The sequence below is a fragment of the Microbacterium sp. 71-36 genome, assembly GCF_001898305.1.
GTDB lineage: Bacteria > Actinomycetota > Actinomycetes > Actinomycetales > Microbacteriaceae > Microbacterium.
In genome coordinates this window covers 856779-873314 of the sequence record NZ_MKTP01000001.1, presented here as the reverse complement: position 1 = coordinate 873314, position 16536 = coordinate 856779, and the positions used below count along the sequence as shown (strand labels likewise).

Below are 16536 nucleotides of genomic sequence, written 5' to 3'. Positions count from 1 at the left end.
TACGCGACTCCGAGGTCACCCTCCGTCGTGGTCTCCACCCTCGTGCTCCTCGAGATCCACCAGCGTTTCGAGGACCCCCCAGAAGCCGAGGGCGGCGGGATGCCAGGGGACGGGCCGGCCGTCGAGTCCGGGCAGCAGCATCGTCGTGTCGGTCAGGTCGGGATTGACCAGGCGTCGCTGCGCGAGTCCTTCGACCACGGACGCGCCGAGACCCGCGAGCAGCTCTGCCGTCGCGCCGGGGCGGAACGAGAACCCGAGTGCGCTCAGGGCGCTCCCGTAGAACTGGGCCGTGCGCTCGATGAAGGCCTTCTCGGTGGTCTGGAGTGCGGCGACCAGGCGACCGCGGGTGTCCTCGTCGACGAGACTGCCGGCCGTCGTGATCAGCGTGACGTGGGTCCGCCACCCGACGGACGCGCTGAAGTGCTCGAAGTTCATGCGCCCCGCGATGCGGACGGCCTCCCGCAGAACGGCCACGCGGCCGCCGTGCGAGCCGAGCAGCGGCAGGTTGCCCTCGATCACCTCGTTCGCGGCGACCTGGGTCTCGGGGTAGAACATCGCGTCGTGCGAGTCGGAGACCGTCGCGAGCTCCACGAGCAGGTCGGCGAAGAATCGTTCCTTCGCGGGCCAGAGCCGGTAGAACGTGCTGCGGGGGAGGCCCGCCGTTCGGATGAGGTCTTCGATGCTCAGATGTTCCAGGCTGACGGTCAGGCCGGTCTCCGCGATCATCGACAGCGCCGTCGAGAGGGCGGCACGGCGCGTCTCATCCGCCGGCTGACGACTCGCGCGGCCCGGCGTGCCCCACCCTGGAGAACTCATTCCGCCATTCAACAGCACTCAACGGAAACTTGGAACTTGGCATTCCAATACTGGAAACCCAGGCGAAATCTCGCTACCGTGACTTCAGGGACGGTTCGTCCCTGGGCGGGGAAGTTGGGGGACGCCCAGGGGCGAAGACCGGTCCCCGAACCACGGCGCGGCGATCGCAGCCGACCTCCGCGCTCAGTAGCGGATCGCGTCGATGACCTTCACCCGCACCGCGACGAGCGCGGGCAGCAGGCCCGCGAGCGCCCCCACCGCGGTGGCCGCAGCGAGTCCGGTGATCGCGGCGTCCACGGGGAACGGCGGGAAGTCGCTGACCATCCCCTGACCGATCAGGTCGCGCAGCCACGGCGACTGCACGATGAGGATGGATGCCATCACCCCCGCGGCCCCGGCCACGACGGTGGCCACGACGCTCTCCATCATCACCGCGAAGAAGACCCGGCCTCCCGTCGCGCCGAAACTGCGTCGGATGCCGATCTCGCGCACGCGCTGCTTGACCGTGACGAGGGCGATGTTGACGAGTCCGAGCGCGCCGAGGAGCAGCACGAGCACGGCGATGCCGATCACGACCATCTTGGTCACCAGGAACGGGTCGTCGCCGTAGGTGGCCCAGTCCTGGCGGCCCACGTTCACCTGTGCGCCGTCTCCCAGTGCTGCCGTGAGGTCCCGGGTGACCAGCGTCGTGAGCTGGTCGGCCAACTCGGGCGGCACCCACATCTCGTACTGCGACTGCGGTGCTCCGCCGTACGGCGAAGCCGCTGCCGCGTCCGCTCCGCTGCGGCCGATCGCGGCATCCTGCACCGCCTGCGCCTGGTCCGCGAGCATGAACATCGACGGCTGCGTGTCCCAGGTCGGTGAGGGGGTGACGCCCACGACGACCGCGGTCGTCCCGCCCGCCGGGATCCCGGACGCAGTGCCGGGCACCGCCTGCCCGCCCAACGCCACGACCGGGTGGGTGGACAGATCGGGGCGGCCCATCCGGTCCCAGAACACCTCGTTGACGATGAGCCGCGGCGCCAACTGCTCGGCATCCGCCGGAGTGAACCACTCGCCCTCGAGCATCCGGACCCGGTGCATCTCGCCGTACGGTTGGTCGACCGCCTGGGTCGGAACCTGTGCGACGCCGCTGATGAACGGCACCATCTGCGACGTCTGCTGTGCGCGTGTCGCGTAGGAGATGCCGTAGCGCTGCACGACGTCGGTCCACGCGGCATCCATCCGCGCCGGATCGATCTGGCCGTCGGAGCGGAACGCCGAGACGTTCAGGCTCGCGGGACGACCGCTCTGCCGTTCGCTCATCTCCTGGTTCGCCTGCTGCACGATCGCGCCGAGAGCGACGACGGTCGTCAGCGAACACACCGCGACGGCCACCCCGATGAGCGACAGCAGGACGCGGGTGCGGTGGACCCGCACCTCCTGCCACGCCTCGAGCAGCGAGCCGACCAGACTCGACACCGCGCGCATCAGTCCGTCCCCTCGGGGGCGGCGTCGACGGCATCGGCCGGCGCCATCTCGCGCACCTCGCGTCGTGTGCGCGGTTCGAGCGTCGGATCGTCGACCGGGGTGAGGATGCCGCGATCGAGGCGGAAGTGCCGACGGGCGCGGCGCGCGATCATCGGGTCGTGCGTGATGATGACCTGGGCCGCGCCCGTGCGCTCGGCGACGTCGTCGATGAGCTCCATCACGCTCTGCCCGGTGTCGAGGTCGAGGGCGCCGGTGGGTTCGTCGGCGAGGATCAACCGCGGACCGCGCACGAGCGACCGTGCGATCGCGACGCGCTGCTGCTCACCGCCGGACAGGCGGTCGGGCATGCTGTGGAGGCGGTGTCCGAGGCCCACGAGGTCCAGCATCTCGGCCGCGATCTTCGTGCGCCGCCAGAACGTCCGGCCGCTGGAGTACAGCAACGGCATCGTGACGTTCTCGAGCGCGGTGCGCCCCTGCAGCAGGTTGAACTGCTGGAAGACGAATCCGATCGCCGCGCCCCGCAACCGGTCGCGGCGCGCCGTCGACAGGCGGCGGACAGGCGCGCCGTCGAAGGTGATCTCGCCGCTCGTGGGCAGGTCCAGAAGGCCCAGGAGATTCAGCAGCGTGGACTTCCCCGAGCCCGAGCGGCCCACGATCGACACGTGGTCGCCCGGCTCGATCGTGAGGTCCACTCCCGACAGGATCGTCAGCGCCGGTTGGTCCGGCGGGAGGACCGTGCGAGTGACCTCACGCAGCTCCAGCAGGCTCACGGCTGCTGGTTCGATTCGCAGTACATCGATCCGTCGGGGTACGTCGTACAGCCGTCCGGAGCGGTCGCCATCGCCCCCGGGGCGAACTCGAGGATCTCCTCGCCCTCCGTGAGGCCGTCGGTGATCTGCACCTGCGTCCCGTCGGTGAGACCGAGGGCCACCGCGCGCTCCTCGGCCGCCCCGTCGGGGGTCGAGACCCACACGGTGCCGCTCTGCGCGGCCCCGCGGACGGCGGTGGTGGGAATCACGAGCACGTTCTCGGCGGTGCCGCCCGAGATCGTCATCTGCGCCGCGAGACCGGCGAACACTGTGACGTCACCCGGGACGGCGCACGTCGCGGTGGTGGCGGATCCGGCCGTGCTCCCCGATCCCGCGGCCCCGCCCGTCGATGAGGCGGCGTCGTCCTGTGAGCTGCCGGCGAGAGGGGTCGTGATGCGGAGGTTCGTGCAGGTGAACGCGGCCGGACCGCCGGTGATGGTCACCGAGGCGTCACCCGGACGGTTGAGGAGGCGGTACTGCTGGGCGGGCTCGAGGCTGCCCGAGACCGAGAACGTCGGGGGTGCGACGTTCCCGGCGGCGGTCCCGATCGCGAGTTCCTGCCCCGCGATGACGGACAGCGAGCTGAGGGTCCCCGCAATGGGGGCCTCGACGTCTTCGTAGCGGAAGATCGCGGGCTTCGGCTTGCCTTCGGCATCCACGCTGTCGGCCGGATCCCGCTCGATGGGCACCTTGACGTTGAAGACCACGTCTCCGGCGGCGACCGTCGCGCCCTGGGCGATGAAGATCTTGTTGACCGTGCCCGCCGCCGTGGATCTCAGCGGCACCGCCGGGTCGGCCGACACCGTCGCCGTGATCACCACGTCGTTGGTGATCGTGCCCGATGTCACGGGGACGCGCGGCTCCACGATGGTCCCCGTCGGCTGCGCCGGGTCGGCCTCGGCGGGGCCGTCGGGGAAGAACGCCAGTTTGATCAGCGCGGTGGCGATGATCGCCACCAGAAGCATGCGCAGGATCGGAAAGACCCACGTTCGTGCGATCCCCATGAAGCCCCCCGGAACACGATGGTCGTTTGCCCCCACCCTAGGCGACGGATGCGACGGCTCCCGACCAGACCCGACCCGTGCCACGGCCGGGACGGCGGCGTGGCACGGGTCTTCGAGGCGCTACCGCTTCGGCGGGCCGACCACCCGAGGCTTCGACGGATCGAGGAAGTCTCCCGCGCCGATGCGGGCGTGTCGACGCGAGTAGGCGAAATACACGACGAAGCCGAGCGCCAGCCAGATCAGGAACCGCAGCCACGTCTCGACCGACAGGTTGAGCATCAGGTACGTGCAGATCAGGGCCGACACGATCGGGAGCACCGGGTTCAGGGGCACGCGGAATCCGCGCTTCAGATCGGGGCGCGTGCGCCGGAGCACGATGACGCCCACCGAGACGAGCACGAAGGCCGACAGCGTGCCGATGTTGACCATCTCCTCCAGCACCCCCACCGGGGTCACTCCCGCGACGACCGCGACGATGAGCGTCACGACGATCGAGATCACCCAGGGGGTGCGGAACCGGGGGTGCACCTTCGCCAGACGCTGGGGGAGCAGCCCGTCGCGTGACATGGCGAAGATGATGCGGGTCGCGCCGATGAGGAGGGTCAGCACGACCGTCGTGAGCCCCGCGACCGCGCCGGCGGAGATGACCGTCGCCATCCACCCCTGCCCGTGGTACACGAAGGCGTTGGCGAGGGCGGCGGCGGGGTCGAGGTCGCGGTACGACACCATACCCGTCACGACCAGGGCGACGGCGCAGTAGAGGATCGTGCAGATCACGAGCGACGCGATGATGCCGATGGGCATGTCGCGCTGCGGCTTCTTCGTCTCCTCCGCGGTCGTGGCCACGACGTCGAACCCGATGTAGGCGAAGAACACCAGCGCCGCGCCCGCGAGGATGCCTCCGACGCCGAACGTCGCGGGTTCGAGGCCGGACAGGAACTGCAGCAGCGGCTGCGTGAGCCCCGACGCGGCCTCGGTGGGTTCGCTCGCGGGGATGAAGGGCTGGTAGTTCGCCGGGTTGACGAACATGAGGCCCGCGACGATGACGAACAGCACGATGAAGAGCTTCACCGCCACGAGGACCAGGTTGACGCGCAGCGACTCCTTGATTCCGAGCGTCATCAGGCCGCCCAGGACCAGGACGAGCAGGACGGCGGGAAGGTCGATCGCCCCACCGTAGGAGACCTCGGGGGGAAGGACGATGCCCAGCTGGCCCAGGAAGGCGCCGAGGTAGGCGCTCCAGCCCTGAGCCACCACGCTCGCCCCGAGGAACATCTCCAGGATCAGGTCCCACCCGATGATCCACGCGAACAGTTCCCCCAGCGAGGCGTACGAGAACGTGTACGCCGAGCCCGACACGGGAACGGTGGACGCGAACTCGGCGTAACACATCGCCGCGAGTCCGCAGGCGATCGCGGCCACGACGAAGCTGAGGACGATCGCCGGCCCGGCGACTTCGTGCGCGGCGCGTCCGGTCAGCGTGAAGATACCGGCGCCGATGACGACGCCGACGCCGAAGACCGTGAGGTCGAGGGCGCTGAGGGACTTCTTCAGCCGGAACTCCGGCTCATCGGTATCGGCGATGGACTGCTCCACCGACTTCGTGCGGAAAAGACTCACGCGGCACTTCCTTCGTCGGGGCGCTCCAGGAGCGAACGCCGCCCCGGGAGGATAGTGCGTTCTCCGGGTTCGGACCATCGCTGGCCCCGACGGAGGCAGTGCGCTATCACATCCGAGATTCTCGCGGGTGGAATAGGTGAAAGGTGTATTCTTCACTCACCATGGCAATTAAGCACATCACGCATCTGGTTGACGATCTCGACGGAAGCGTCCTCGAAGAGGGCGACGGAAAGCAGATCACTTTCTCGGTCGAGGGCCGCTCGTACGAAATCGATCTCTCCGACCGCAACGCCGACAAGTTCTATGCGGCGGTCGCGCCGTTCGTCGATGCGGCACGCCCGGTCGGTCGATCGAACTCCACCCCCCGTCGTGCGCGTTCTTCGCGCCGGGCCAGCGATATCGATCTCGCTGCCGTGCGTGAATGGGCCCGCGCGAACGGGCACACCGTGAGCGACCGGGGTCGAATCCCGGCAACGGTCCTCGACGCGTACAGCGCCGCCAATTCCTGAGGATCCGAACCCGTTCCCCCCGGGACGTGTCGCCGCGCTGAATTCGGGTGCGGTGACGCAGTTCGCCGTGCTCGACGCGCTCCTCGACGGCATCTACTCGTCCGGTGCCGTCGTGTCCGACGTGCTCCGATGGGGTGACACCGGCATCGGTTGCTGCGAGGGTCTCGGCGGCGAAGTCCTCGTGATCGACGGCGAAGCGTTCGAATGCACGGTGGATCGGGCGCCGCGGCGCATGCGCGACGACGAGATGCTCCCCTTCGTCGACGTGTGCACGTTCGGAGAGCCTGCGGGGGAGCCGGTCGCGGGGGTCGACCTCGACGGGCTGACCGCGGCCGTCGAGGCGCGACTGCTCAGCCGCAATCTCTTCCACGCCGTGCGGATCGACGGTGTGATGGCACGGGTCCGCACGCGCGTCACCGCCCGGCAGGAACCGCCGCTCCGGCCCCTGGCGGAGGTCGCCGCGGAGCAGGTCGAGACCGAGACCGCGCGCCGCGCGGGCACCATCGTGGGGTTCTGGATGCCGCGTGTCTATCAGGGCGTCACGGTCGCGGGCCTCCACCTGCATTTCCTCAGCGAAGACCGTCGAGTGGGCGGTCATGTGCTGGACGTGACGATCGACGACGCACTTCTGAGCGTTTCCGCATTCGCGCACTTCTCGCTTCGGCTTCCCCTCGACGAGGATTTCCTGTCGCGCGAACTGTCGCACGGCGAAGATCACCGGATCACCGCGATCGAGGGCGGGGCCGGACGTTCTTCCGTGAATGACTGACCGCTTCGGTGGGGTTATTCCTCGGGTGAAGTCGCCCATCTTTCACGGAATACGTGCACGCTCCGGTCTTACAATCTCAAGCATGGCGAAAAAGCAGATCACGCAACTCATCGACGATCTCGACGGATCGGTCATCGACGACGGAACCACGATTCATTTCTCGGTCGAGGGTCGCGCGTATGAAATCGATCTCTCCCCGGAGAATGCCACGAAGCTCCGCGCCGCCTTCGAGCCGTTCGTCTCCGCGGGTCGTGCGCTCGGTTCCGTTCCCGCTGGCCCTCGGCGCGCGACGAAGACCCGTTCCGGCTCCGCGCGCGACCTCGGCGACGTGCGCACCTGGGCGGAGGAGAACGGCTATTCCATCAATACCCGCGGCCGCATCTCCGCGACGATTCTCGAGGCCTACGACGCGGCACACTGACCACAGCGAAGAACCCCGGATGCCACGGCGTCCGGGGTTCTTCGCTGCAACGGGGGATCAGACCAGCGCGTTCGCCGTCGCGCCCACGCGCAGGCGCTCGGCGGCCAGGCCCTCCGCCGCGGCGAGCGGCGTCACCCCGCGCGCATCCGCCTCGTCGAAGACGCGGCGGAGCGTGTCGCCGATCCCGGCGACGCGGCCCATGATCTCTTCGCGCGAGCCGAGACGCTTGGCTTCGAGGTCCAGGTAGATCACGCCGCCGGCGTTCACGACGAAGTCGGGGGCGTAGAGCACGCCGCGGGCCGCGAGCCGGTCGGCTCCGGAACGGTCGGCGAGCGGGTTGTTGGCCGGACCGCACACGGCGCGCGCGTCGAGCGCGTCGATGACGTCGTCGGTGAGGACGCCGCCGATCCCCGCGGGCACGAACACGTCCGCGGGCACCAGGTGCACCTCGCCCGGCTCGACCCAGGCGGCGCCGAGCTCGGCAGCCAGGGCGCGCTTGGCGGGATTGACGTCCGTGACGGTGAGCACGGCGCCCTCGGTGGCGAGGCGCGCGGCGAGTCGGCCGCCCACCTGACCCAGACCCGCGACGGTGATGCGGCGACCGGCGACGTCGCCCGAGCCGACGGCGCGCTCGAGTGTGGCCACCAGCGAGGAGTAGACCCCGAGGCTGGTCGGGCCCGCCGGTTCCCCCGAACCGCCCACCGCGTCGGGGAGGCCGACCACGTGCGCGGTGCGCTCGCTGACGACGAGCATGTCCTCCGTCGTGGAGCCGACGTCCTCCGCGGTCCGGTACAGGCCGCCCAGGCTCTCGACAGCGTCCCCGAGGTCGAGGAACGCGGCGCGACGACGATCGGCGTCCAGCACCGAGCCCTCGGGGAGGCCGATGACGGACTTGCCGCCGCCGGCGTCGAGACCGGCCGCGGCGTTCTTCAACGTCATCGCGGCCGACAGCCGGAGCGCGTCACCCAGGGCGTCGCTCCAGCGCGGGTAGGTCCACAGGCGCGCGCCGCCGAGAGCGGAGCCGAGGACGGAGGAGTGGAGGGCGACGGCGATGAACAGGCCGCTGCGGCGTCCCGTCACCACCTCCACGCGCTCATGGGCGAAATCGGGCAGGGGAAGGGCGTTGGTCATCGCGTTCCTTTGGTCGGTCGCCTTGTGGGCGGCTCTGTCATGGATGCCGCGGCGTTGCGGCATCCCCTCCCATTCTGACCCGCCGGGGCGGTGGGAGCGAGCACCCTAAGCTGGCGCGATGAGCGAGTCTCTTTCCGCCCGCAATCGTCTGGTCGCCGCAGCGCTGGAGCGCGCGGGGATCACCGCCGGAATCGTGGTGCTGCCCGCCGCCGCGCATACCGCTGTTCTCGCGGCGGAGGCGCTCGACATCGAGGTCGGAGCGATCGCCAACAGCCTCGTGTTCTGGAGCGACGACGAGCCGTTGCTCGTGATGACCAGCGGTGCGCACCGCGTCGACACGGCAGCGCTCGCTGCACGGCTCGGGCGCGGTGGCATCCGTCGGGCGACGCCCGAGCAGGTCCTGGCGGCGACGGGTCAGCCGATCGGTGGAGTCGCCCCGACCGGACACCCGGCGCCGCTCACGACGATCGTGGACGAAGACCTCGCGGCGTACCCGCGGATCTGGGCCGCAGGGGGAACCCCGCAGACGGTGTTCCCCCTGACCTTCGACGAGCTGGTGCGGTTGACCGACGGCACGGTCGCGCCCGTCGCCTGACGCCCGGGCGTCGCGCGCCGACGCCCCGCGCGGCGACCGGGTGTCCACGACACGCGGGTCTGCCGGAGCGGCATCCGCGTGTCCTGGACACCGAACGCGTCAGTCGGTCGCGCCCACGACCGTGAGGCACACCACGGCGGCCGCGGCCGACCACGCCTGCGGACGGCAGGCTGCGGGGTAGGGCGTCGGCGCCGTCGTCTCCGAGCGGGGGTCGCCGGAGTGCAGCTCGGGTACGCGGTACGCGAACCCCTCGGCGGCATCCAACAACTCGTCGACGATCGCGCGCGCCGGGGTGAGCAGACCCGCGCGCCGCAGACCGTGGACGGCGATCGCGGTGTCGTGCACCCACACGCTGCCCCCGTGATACGACAGCGGCCAGTAGCCCGCCGCGTCGGTGGACATGGTCCGGATGCCGTACCCGCTCGACATCGACGCGCCCCGCAGCAGCTCCGCGATGTGCGCCTCGTCGTCGGCATCCAGGATTCCCGTGCCGATCAGGTGACCGATGTTGCTCGTGAGGGTGTCGACCGGCCGCTTCTCGCGGTCCAGCGCGACGGCCGGGTAGCGGCCCTCGGGGGTCTCGATCCAGTAGGCGGCGGCGAAGCGCGTCTTCAGGTCGGCGGCCCATTCGCGCCAGAAGGCGATGTCGCCGGCATCCTGTTCGTCGCCGAACTCCGCGAGCAGTTCGGCACCGGCGAGAGCGGCCTCGTACGCATACCCCTGCACCTCGCACAGGGCGATCGGGCCGTCCGCGAGCGACCCGTCGCGCCACTGGATCGAGTCGCCGGAGTCCTTCCAGCCCTGGTTCGCGAGGCCCGTTCCGAGGCGGTCGATGTAGTCGAGGAAGCCGTCGCCGTCGCTGTCGCCGCTGTCGCGGATCCAGCCGAGCGCGCCGCGCAGTGCCGGGAGCAGAGCGCGGACCTCGTCGGCGGGGAGCCCGGCGCGCCACGCGTCGGCGAGCAGGCAGATCCACAGGGGGGTGGAGTCGACGCTGCCGTAGTACCGCGGCGGCAGGGAGATGCCCTCGCTCGGGATCTCCAGCGACGACGAGCGCAGCTCGTGCAGGATCTTGCCCGGCTCCTGCGCCGTCTGCGGGTCGTCGACCTCGCCCTGCAGGCGCGCGAGCACGCGGAGAGTGGATGCCGCGATGTCGCGGTCCAGCGGGAGGGCGAGGCGCGCGGCCCACAGCGAGTCGCGGCCGAAGAGCGTGAAGAACCACGGGGCGCCGGCGGCGAAGAACTCGTCCTCGGGGTCGTCGGGGAGCACGAGCCGCAGGGCATCGAGGTCGCCGAGCGCGGTCGTCAGCCACCGCGCGAGGCGGGGGTCGTGAGCCTGGGCGGCGACGGCCGCGGCATCCCAGCGCGCCGGCGCTGCGGCTCCGCCGACGACGAGCGTGTCATCGCGCAGGGCGAGCTCCCACGTCACGGCGGCCTCGCCGAAAGCGGGGACCTCGACCTCCCAGCTCGCCTCGACGAACTCGGAACCGGATGCCACTTCGGCACCGTCCGCGGTGAGCTCGAGCGCCTGCGGCCCGGCGGATACGCACGCCGATCCCGCCTCGATCTCGACCTCGATCTGCTGGGGCCGGGCGTGCCCGGACTTCACCTCGTGGAGCAGGGCGAACTCGGGCTGGAAGCGCAGCCGCAGCGTCGTGCGGATGGCGGCGTCCACGCGGGAGCGGAGCGTCCAGGTCTCGGCGACGCGGCCGTCGGCCACCGTGCGTTCGCGGTGCAGTCGCACCTTCGGGTCGGGGGTCGTGTCGTCGATCCCGCGCAGGACGCCACCGAACACGATCCGCGAGGGCCCTTCGGGCGCCGTCGAGATCCACTCGATGGGCGAGCCGTCGCAGGACGCGGTGAGCGCCCGGACGTGCCGGACGTCCCCGTGGTAGATCCCGTGCACGGCGGCCGTGCCCACGGCTCCGTCGCGGTCGGACCACACCTGCGTCGGGGCCCGCAGCACGATCACGGCGTCACTGAGCAGGGGCTGCAGCGGTGCAGGATCGGCGGGGGCGAGGGCGGTCGGCGCGTCCGTCGAGGCGGCGGGGGCGGTGGTCATTCTTTGACGGCTCCTTCACTGGCGTTCATGATGCGGCGCTGGAACACGAAGAACACCACGGCGACCGGAATCGTCATGATGGCCGCGGCCGCGAGTTTGAGGGGGAACTGGCTGCCCTGGCTGAGCTGTCCGCTCGCGAGGGAGGCGACGCCCTTGGTCAGGGTGGTGAGCTCGGGCGACTGGGTCGAGATGACGAAGTGGCTCAGCTCGTTCCACGATCCCTGGAAGGACAGGATCACGATCGTGATCAGCGCCGGACGCGCCATCGGCAGGACGACCGACCAGAAGATCCGGAACGTGCTCGCCCCGTCGATGCGGGCCTGCTCCTCGACGGACGGGGGGATCGACTCGAAGAAGTTCTTCATGATGAAGACGCCCGCGGCATCCACCAACAAGGGGAGGATCATGCCCGCGTAAGAGTCGTAGATGCCGAGCTGATTGATCACGAGGAACTTCGGGATCAGCAGCACCACCGCCGGGACCGCCATCACCGCGACCAGGGCCGCGAAGACGATCCCGCGCCCGCGGAACTGCAGACGGGCCAGGGCGTACCCGGCGAGGGAGTTGAAGAACACGCGGCCGAGCGTCACGAACACCGTCACCACCGCGGAGTTGGCGAACCACACCGGGAAGTCCGACCGCAGGAAGAGCCGCTCGTACGCGGCCCACGTGAAGGGCTGCGGCACGAGCGAGATCGGATCGGCTGCCGCAACGGCATCCGGCTTGAAGGAGGTCGCCACCTGCACGAGGAACGGATAGATGTAGACGAGCGCGAGCACGCACAGCAAGGCGTACAGCGCGATCTGCCAGCGCAGGGCCTTGCCCGACATGCGGTGCTTCGCGGGCGTGCGGCGCGGGCCGCCGACGACCTGTCCTGCGGCGACGGTGGTCTCGGGGGAGGCCGTGGTGGTCATCGCGTTCCTCCCTTCGGTGCACGCACCTCGTACTGCCGTGCACGACGGCGTGACACGGGTCGCTCGCGCAGCACCCACCGCTGCACGATCGTCAGGACGACGATGATCACGAACAGGACGAACGCGATCGCCGCGCCCTGCCCCCACTGCTGCGACAGGAAGGCCGAGGAGTAGCTGAGGTACGCCGGTGTCAGAGTGGTCTTGCCGGGGCCGCCCTGGGTGCCGGTGTAGATCTGGTCGAAGACCTGCCAGGTGCCGATGAGTCCCAGGGTCAGCACCGTGAAGAGGACGGGACGCAGCTGCGGGAGCGTGACGCGCCAGAAGCGCTGCCACCCGTTCGCGCCGTCCATCATCGCGGCCTCCTGGACGTCGCCGCCGATGTTCTGCAGTCCTGCGATGAACAGGAGCATGAAGGTTCCCGAGGTCGTGAAGACCGCCATCAGGATGAACGCCGTCATCGCCACGGACGGACCGCCCAGCCAGTCCCACCACGAGACGCCGAGGAACGTGTTCCCGGTCAGCGCGGCGGGTCCGTTCGCGACGCCGATCGCCGCGAGGGCGTTGTGCACGATTCCGGACGGGTCGCTGAACCAGTTGGGGCCGTTGATCCCCAGCCACGACAGCGCCTCGTTGACCGCGCCCGAGGTGGAGAAGAGGAACAGCCACAGCACGGTGATCGCGACGGAGCTGGTGACGGAGGGGAAGTAGAACGCCGTGCGGAAGAAGCCGCGGCCGCGCAGCACCGCGCGGTTGACGAGCACGGCGAGGAAGAGGGAGAGCGCCGTCTGAAGCGGCACGACGAGGAGCACGTACCAGGCGTTGTTGCGCAGAGCCGTGCCGAAGTCGCGCTCGGCGAGGCCGCCGCCGGTGGTGACGGCGGCGTAGTTGTCCAGCCCGACGAAGTTCACGTTCGACGAGAACGGGCTTCCCCGACCCGTCCAGTCGGAGAAGCTCACCCACAGCGCCATCAGCACCGGGACGAGGAGGAACACGCCGAGGATGATCAGCACCGGGGCGGTGAAGAGCCAGCCGGCGGCGGCCTCGCCGCGCCGGATCCCCGAGGGGGAGGACCCGGCGCGGCGAGGCGCGGTGGTGAGAGCGGTCATGAACGGTCGCGCCTACTTGGCGATGGCCTCGAGGTTGCCCTGGACGGTCGTCAGGATCGCCTGGGGGTCACCAGTCTTCAGCGACTCGAGCTGCGCGTTGAAGTCGGTGATGACGTCGGCCGCACCCGCGATGTTCGGCGGGAACTGGGCGTACTCGGCCCCGGCGAGGAACGCCGTCAGGTCGGGGTTCCCGCTCGACCACGCGTCGGCGGCGGACTGGATCGACGGCATCGGGCCGAACGCCTTCGAGAACGCCAGCTGCTGGTCGGTGCCGGTCAGGTATTCGGCCAGGGCTCGCGCGTTCTCCTGGTTCGTGCTGTCGGCGGCCATGCCCCAGCAGTTGGTGAACTGCAGCGTGCCCTTGCCGCCGGGGCCGGCGGGGAGTTCGGCGACCGTGTACTTGACGTCGGGGTAGTCGGCGGTGAGGGCGCCCGTGATCCAGTTGCCCTCGATGGTCATCGCGGCCTTCTGCGTGCCGAAGGCCTCGCCGCCCCAGCCGGCGCCCACGTCGGAGGCGAATGCGAAGCTCCCGTCGTTGAGGTGCGTCTTGACGTACTGCAGCGCTTCGACGTTGGCCGCGCTGTCGGCGGCGGCCGTGCCGTCGCTGAGCAGTCCGCCACCCGCCTGTGCCATGAACGCGCCGACGCGCTGGTACTCGGCGCCGAACGCGAGTCCGACACGGCCGTCCGCGGTGAGCTTCTGAGCGACGGATGCCAGCTGGTCCCACGTCTTCGGGATGTCGGCATCCGTGAGCCCCGCCGCCGACCAGAGGTCGGTGTTGATGACGAGGGCGAGCGTCGAGAAGTCCTTCGGGGCGCAGTAGAACTTGCCGTCGACGGTGAAGTTCTCGACGAGCGAGGGGTAGAAGTCGGCCTTGTTGGCGAGGTCATCGCCGTACGCGGCGATGGACCCGTTCGCCGCGTAGCCGGCGAGGGCGTCGGGCGTGAGGTAGAAGAGGTCCGGCGGCGAGCCGGCCGCGAAGCCCTGGGAGAGCTGCTGGGGGAGGTCGTTCGCGACCTGCACCTTCGCGTCGACGCCGGACTCCTTCGACCACGCCGCGACGGCGTCTTCGACGGCCTGCGTCTCGGCGTCGCCCGAGGACCCGATGAGGATCGACAGCGAGCCGCCGGAGGACTGCTCGGCGCTGCCGGAGTCGGTGAAACCCGAACCGCAGGCGGTGAGTGTCAGGGCGCCGGTGGCCAGGAGTGCGCCGGCTCCGAGCCAGGTGCGGGCGATGTGCCGTGTCATGTGTCTCTCTCCTTCGATGAGGCATGCGACCCCTCCGCATGTGATCGGAGGGCCCAGGAGTTTGAACGTTCAAACTCTGGTCCGACTAAAGTACGGAGCGGCGGGCCGCGCTGTCAAGCCGTCGCCTCCGACCTACGATGACCGTCGAGACACCGGGAGGACGGGATGACGAAAGCCCCCACCGTCGAGGACGTCGCGCGGGTCGCGGGCGTCTCGCGGCAGACGGTGTCGAACGTCGTGAACACCCCCGGCATCGTGCGCGAGGCCACGCGTCTGCGCGTCGAGGCGGCGATCGCCGAGCTGGGGTACCGCCCGCACGCGGCCGCGCGGCGTCTGCGCACGCGGCGCAGCTCCACCATCGGCATCCACCTCGATCCGTACGCCGGCGGTATCGCCGGCGTCGTGCTCGACCGATTCGTCCACGCCCTGACCGAGCGCGCGAGCGAGCGCGACATGCGCGTCCTCCTCTACGCCGCACGCACCGCGGAGGAGGAGATCGACCGACTCGGCGACCTCCTCGAGGGCGGAGAGGTGGATGCCGTCGTCGTCACCGGCACCTTCCACGGCGATCCGCGCACGGGGTGGCTCAACGAACGCGGCCTGCCGTTCGTGTCGTTCGGGCGGCCGTGGGGCGAGGACGACGTCGCGGCTCCCGCGCACCTGTGGGTGGACGTGGACGGTGCCGCCGGGACGCGCGCGGCCACCGAGCACCTCTTGGCCGGGGGTGCCCGGCGCGTCGCATTCCTGGGGTGGCCCGCCGGGTCGGGCACGGGTGACGAACGCGAACGGGGCTGGCGCGAGAGCGTCGGCGCGGCCGCGGGCCCGCGGTGGGTCGTCGAGGACAACGTCGCCCTCGCCCGCGACGTCCTCGCCGAAGGCCTCGCCCGCGACCCCGAGGTGGACGGGATCGTCTGCGCGAGCGACTCGCTCGCCATCGGCGCGCACCTCGCCGCCGCGGTCGCCGGGCGCGCGGACATCCCCGTCATCGGCTTCGACAACACCCCCGCCGCTGAGGCGCTCGGACTCTCCAGCGTCGAGCAGCTGCCCGAGCGCGTGGCATCCGGTGCTCTGGACCTGCTGATGGGGGAGAGCGGGACGGTCGTGGCCCCGCGTCCCGCGACCGCCGGTGCGGCGCACGTGCTGGTCGAACCGCGTCTCGTCGTCCGCTGAGCACGCCGTAAGGGGTGCCGAGTGTCCAAGACACGCCGCGTGCGCGGGGGCGCGAACGGCGTGTCTTGGACACTCGACGGGCGAGACGGCGATGCGCGAGGGGGGCACCGCCGCCGGGGGCGTCAGATGGCGGACCAGCCGCCGTCGCTCGGCAGGATCGCGCCGTTGACGTTGGCGGAGTCGTCGCTCAGCAGCCAGGTGATCGCGGCGGCGAGCTGCTCGGCCTGCGCCACGGGCGGCACGATCGTCTGCAGGATCGGGCCGACGCGCGACCCGGCGTAGGCGCTGCGCATCGGCGCCTCGATGTTGGTCGCGACGGCGCCGGGCGCCACCGCGTTCGCGCGGATGCCCTGAGGGCCGTGGAAGAACGCGACGCTCTTGGTGAAGCCGATCACGGCGTGCTTCGACGAGGTGTAGGCCGCGCCCGCTGCCGAGCCGCGCAGGCCCGCCTCGGACGAGACGGTGACGATGGCGCCCCCTCCCGCCTCGATCATCCGGGGCAGGACGGCGCGGGTGAGGCGCATCGGAGCAGTGAGGTTGACCGCGAACACGCGGTCCCACGTCGCGTCGTCGACTTCGCTGGGCGGCAGGAACCCGTCCATGATTCCTGCGACGTTGGCGAGCCCGTCGATACGGTCACCCGCGGCATCCAGGAGCGCGTCGATCGTCTCGGCGGAGGAGACGTCGCCCACGACCGTGGCGAGGTCCAGGCCTTCGAGTTCGGCGGTCAGTGCGTCGAGGCGCTCGGCGACCACGTCGGTGGCGATGACACGGCCGCCCTCGTTCGCGATTCGGTGGGCCGTGGCGCGTCCGATGCCCGATCCGGCTCCGGTGACGATGATGGTCTTGCCGGCGAAACGTCCGGTGGACGACAGTGACATGAGAACTCCTCCTCG

General features: G+C 70.4%; 16 protein-coding genes. 5 read left to right on the top strand and 11 right to left on the bottom strand.

The window, feature by feature from the left end; translation table 11 throughout:
• Window positions 1-15: 15 nt before the first annotated feature.
• The 5 genes from BGO45_RS04330 to BGO45_RS04310 form a co-directional block, all read right to left on the bottom strand.
• On the bottom strand, window positions 16-816 hold the full coding sequence (locus tag BGO45_RS04330; protein ID WP_292691248.1) for a TetR/AcrR family transcriptional regulator: 801 nt from the start codon (window positions 814-816) through the stop codon (window positions 16-18).
• Window positions 817-999: 183 nt separating this feature from the next.
• Entirely contained in the window at window positions 1000-2286 is a 1287-nt protein-coding gene (locus BGO45_RS04325; protein ID WP_292691246.1) for an ABC transporter permease, read from the bottom strand.
• Window positions 2286-3056 (bottom strand): ABC transporter ATP-binding protein, encoded by a 771-nt coding sequence (locus BGO45_RS04320; protein ID WP_076494020.1) that lies wholly within the window; start codon window positions 3054-3056, stop codon window positions 2286-2288. Before BGO45_RS04320 ends, BGO45_RS04325 begins: the two co-directional genes overlap by 1 nt.
• Window positions 3053-4099 (bottom strand): hypothetical protein, encoded by a 1047-nt coding sequence (locus BGO45_RS04315; protein ID WP_292691241.1) that lies wholly within the window; start codon window positions 4097-4099, stop codon window positions 3053-3055. The genes BGO45_RS04320 and BGO45_RS04315 overlap by 4 nt, the downstream gene beginning before the upstream one ends.
• A 120-nt stretch (window positions 4100-4219) precedes the next feature.
• Entirely contained in the window at window positions 4220-5719 is a 1500-nt protein-coding gene (locus BGO45_RS04310) for an amino acid permease (RefSeq protein ID WP_292691239.1), read from the bottom strand.
• Between the two features lie 161 nt (window positions 5720-5880).
• On the opposite strand from BGO45_RS04310, the gene BGO45_RS04305 reads away from it, so the two are divergent.
• The 3 genes from BGO45_RS04305 to BGO45_RS04295 are packed head-to-tail and all read left to right on the top strand — an operon-like array spanning window position 5881 to window position 7418.
• Entirely contained in the window at window positions 5881-6228 is a 348-nt protein-coding gene (locus tag BGO45_RS04305; protein WP_076494015.1) for an Lsr2 family protein, read from the top strand.
• A gap of 52 nt (window positions 6229-6280) precedes the next feature.
• The gene (gene budA / locus BGO45_RS04300) at window positions 6281-6997 is read left to right on the top strand and encodes an acetolactate decarboxylase (RefSeq protein WP_292691235.1); all 717 of its coding nucleotides are present in this window, start codon (window positions 6281-6283) and stop codon (window positions 6995-6997) included.
• Window positions 6990-7418: an Lsr2 family protein gene (locus tag BGO45_RS04295; RefSeq protein WP_292691234.1), complete on the top strand. Its 429-nt coding sequence runs from the start codon at window positions 6990-6992 to the stop codon at window positions 7416-7418. Before budA ends, BGO45_RS04295 begins: the two co-directional genes overlap by 8 nt.
• Window positions 7419-7475: 57 nt before the next feature.
• Here BGO45_RS04295 and BGO45_RS04290 read toward each other — a convergent pair whose 3' ends face one another.
• Window positions 7476-8549 (bottom strand): Glu/Leu/Phe/Val dehydrogenase family protein, encoded by a 1074-nt coding sequence (locus tag BGO45_RS04290; RefSeq protein WP_292691233.1) that lies wholly within the window; start codon window positions 8547-8549, stop codon window positions 7476-7478.
• A gap of 118 nt (window positions 8550-8667) precedes the next feature.
• Here BGO45_RS04290 and BGO45_RS04285 point away from each other — a divergent pair, with 118 nt between their 5' ends.
• A complete protein-coding gene (locus BGO45_RS04285; protein ID WP_076494010.1) occupies window positions 8668-9144 on the top strand; it encodes a YbaK/EbsC family protein in 477 nt (158 codons plus the stop codon).
• Window positions 9145-9243: 99 nt separating this feature from the next.
• On the opposite strand, the gene BGO45_RS04280 is transcribed toward BGO45_RS04285, so the two are convergent.
• The 4 genes from BGO45_RS04280 to BGO45_RS04265 form a co-directional block, all read right to left on the bottom strand.
• A complete protein-coding gene (locus BGO45_RS04280) occupies window positions 9244-11202 on the bottom strand; it encodes a glycogen debranching N-terminal domain-containing protein (protein ID WP_292691230.1) in 1959 nt (652 codons plus the stop codon).
• Entirely contained in the window at window positions 11199-12032 is an 834-nt protein-coding gene (locus BGO45_RS04275; RefSeq protein WP_292692864.1) for a carbohydrate ABC transporter permease, read from the bottom strand. The genes BGO45_RS04280 and BGO45_RS04275 overlap by 4 nt, the downstream gene beginning before the upstream one ends.
• 80 nt (window positions 12033-12112) lie before the next feature.
• Window positions 12113-13222 carry a carbohydrate ABC transporter permease gene (locus tag BGO45_RS04270; RefSeq protein WP_292691228.1) on the bottom strand — a complete coding sequence of 370 codons (1110 nt, stop codon included), beginning with the start codon at window positions 13220-13222 and terminating at the stop codon, window positions 12113-12115.
• Window positions 13223-13234: 12 nt separating this feature from the next.
• Window positions 13235-14470, bottom strand: a complete 1236-nt coding sequence (locus tag BGO45_RS04265) for an extracellular solute-binding protein (RefSeq protein WP_292691227.1) — start codon at window positions 14468-14470, stop codon at window positions 13235-13237.
• Window positions 14471-14635: 165 nt separating this feature from the next.
• On the opposite strand from BGO45_RS04265, the gene BGO45_RS04260 reads away from it, so the two are divergent.
• Window positions 14636-15640: a LacI family DNA-binding transcriptional regulator gene (locus BGO45_RS04260; protein ID WP_076494001.1), complete on the top strand. Its 1005-nt coding sequence runs from the start codon at window positions 14636-14638 to the stop codon at window positions 15638-15640.
• A gap of 122 nt (window positions 15641-15762) precedes the next feature.
• On the opposite strand, the gene BGO45_RS04255 is transcribed toward BGO45_RS04260, so the two are convergent.
• Window positions 15763-16521: an SDR family NAD(P)-dependent oxidoreductase gene (locus BGO45_RS04255; protein ID WP_292691224.1), complete on the bottom strand. Its 759-nt coding sequence runs from the start codon at window positions 16519-16521 to the stop codon at window positions 15763-15765.
• Between the last annotated feature and the right edge of the window lie 15 nt (window positions 16522-16536).

Excerpts from the sequence above, each read along its gene's own strand:
- BGO45_RS04275 (WP_292692864.1), bottom strand. The coding sequence starts at position 12,032 with ATGTCGGGCAAGGCCCTGCGCTGGCAGATCGCGCTGTACGCCTTGCTG.
- BGO45_RS04255 (WP_292691224.1), bottom strand. The coding sequence starts at position 16,521 with ATGTCACTGTCGTCCACCGGACGTTTCGCCGGCAAGACCATCATCGTC.
- BGO45_RS04285 (WP_076494010.1), top strand. The coding sequence starts at position 8,668 with ATGAGCGAGTCTCTTTCCGCCCGCAATCGTCTGGTCGCCGCAGCGCTG.
- BGO45_RS04280 (WP_292691230.1), bottom strand. The coding sequence starts at position 11,202 with ATGACCACCGCCCCCGCCGCCTCGACGGACGCGCCGACCGCCCTCGCC.
- BGO45_RS04325 (WP_292691246.1), bottom strand. The coding sequence starts at position 2,286 with ATGCGCGCGGTGTCGAGTCTGGTCGGCTCGCTGCTCGAGGCGTGGCAG.
- BGO45_RS04290 (WP_292691233.1), bottom strand. The coding sequence starts at position 8,549 with ATGACCAACGCCCTTCCCCTGCCCGATTTCGCCCATGAGCGCGTGGAG.
- BGO45_RS04270 (WP_292691228.1), bottom strand. The coding sequence starts at position 13,222 with ATGACCGCTCTCACCACCGCGCCTCGCCGCGCCGGGTCCTCCCCCTCG.
- BGO45_RS04315 (WP_292691241.1), bottom strand. The coding sequence starts at position 4,099 with ATGGGGATCGCACGAACGTGGGTCTTTCCGATCCTGCGCATGCTTCTG.
- BGO45_RS04295 (WP_292691234.1), top strand. The coding sequence starts at position 6,990 with ATGACTGACCGCTTCGGTGGGGTTATTCCTCGGGTGAAGTCGCCCATC.
- BGO45_RS04260 (WP_076494001.1), top strand. The coding sequence starts at position 14,636 with ATGACGAAAGCCCCCACCGTCGAGGACGTCGCGCGGGTCGCGGGCGTC.
- BGO45_RS04265 (WP_292691227.1), bottom strand. The coding sequence starts at position 14,470 with ATGACACGGCACATCGCCCGCACCTGGCTCGGAGCCGGCGCACTCCTG.
- BGO45_RS04330 (WP_292691248.1), bottom strand. The coding sequence starts at position 816 with ATGAGTTCTCCAGGGTGGGGCACGCCGGGCCGCGCGAGTCGTCAGCCG.
- BGO45_RS04305 (WP_076494015.1), top strand. The coding sequence starts at position 5,881 with ATGGCAATTAAGCACATCACGCATCTGGTTGACGATCTCGACGGAAGC.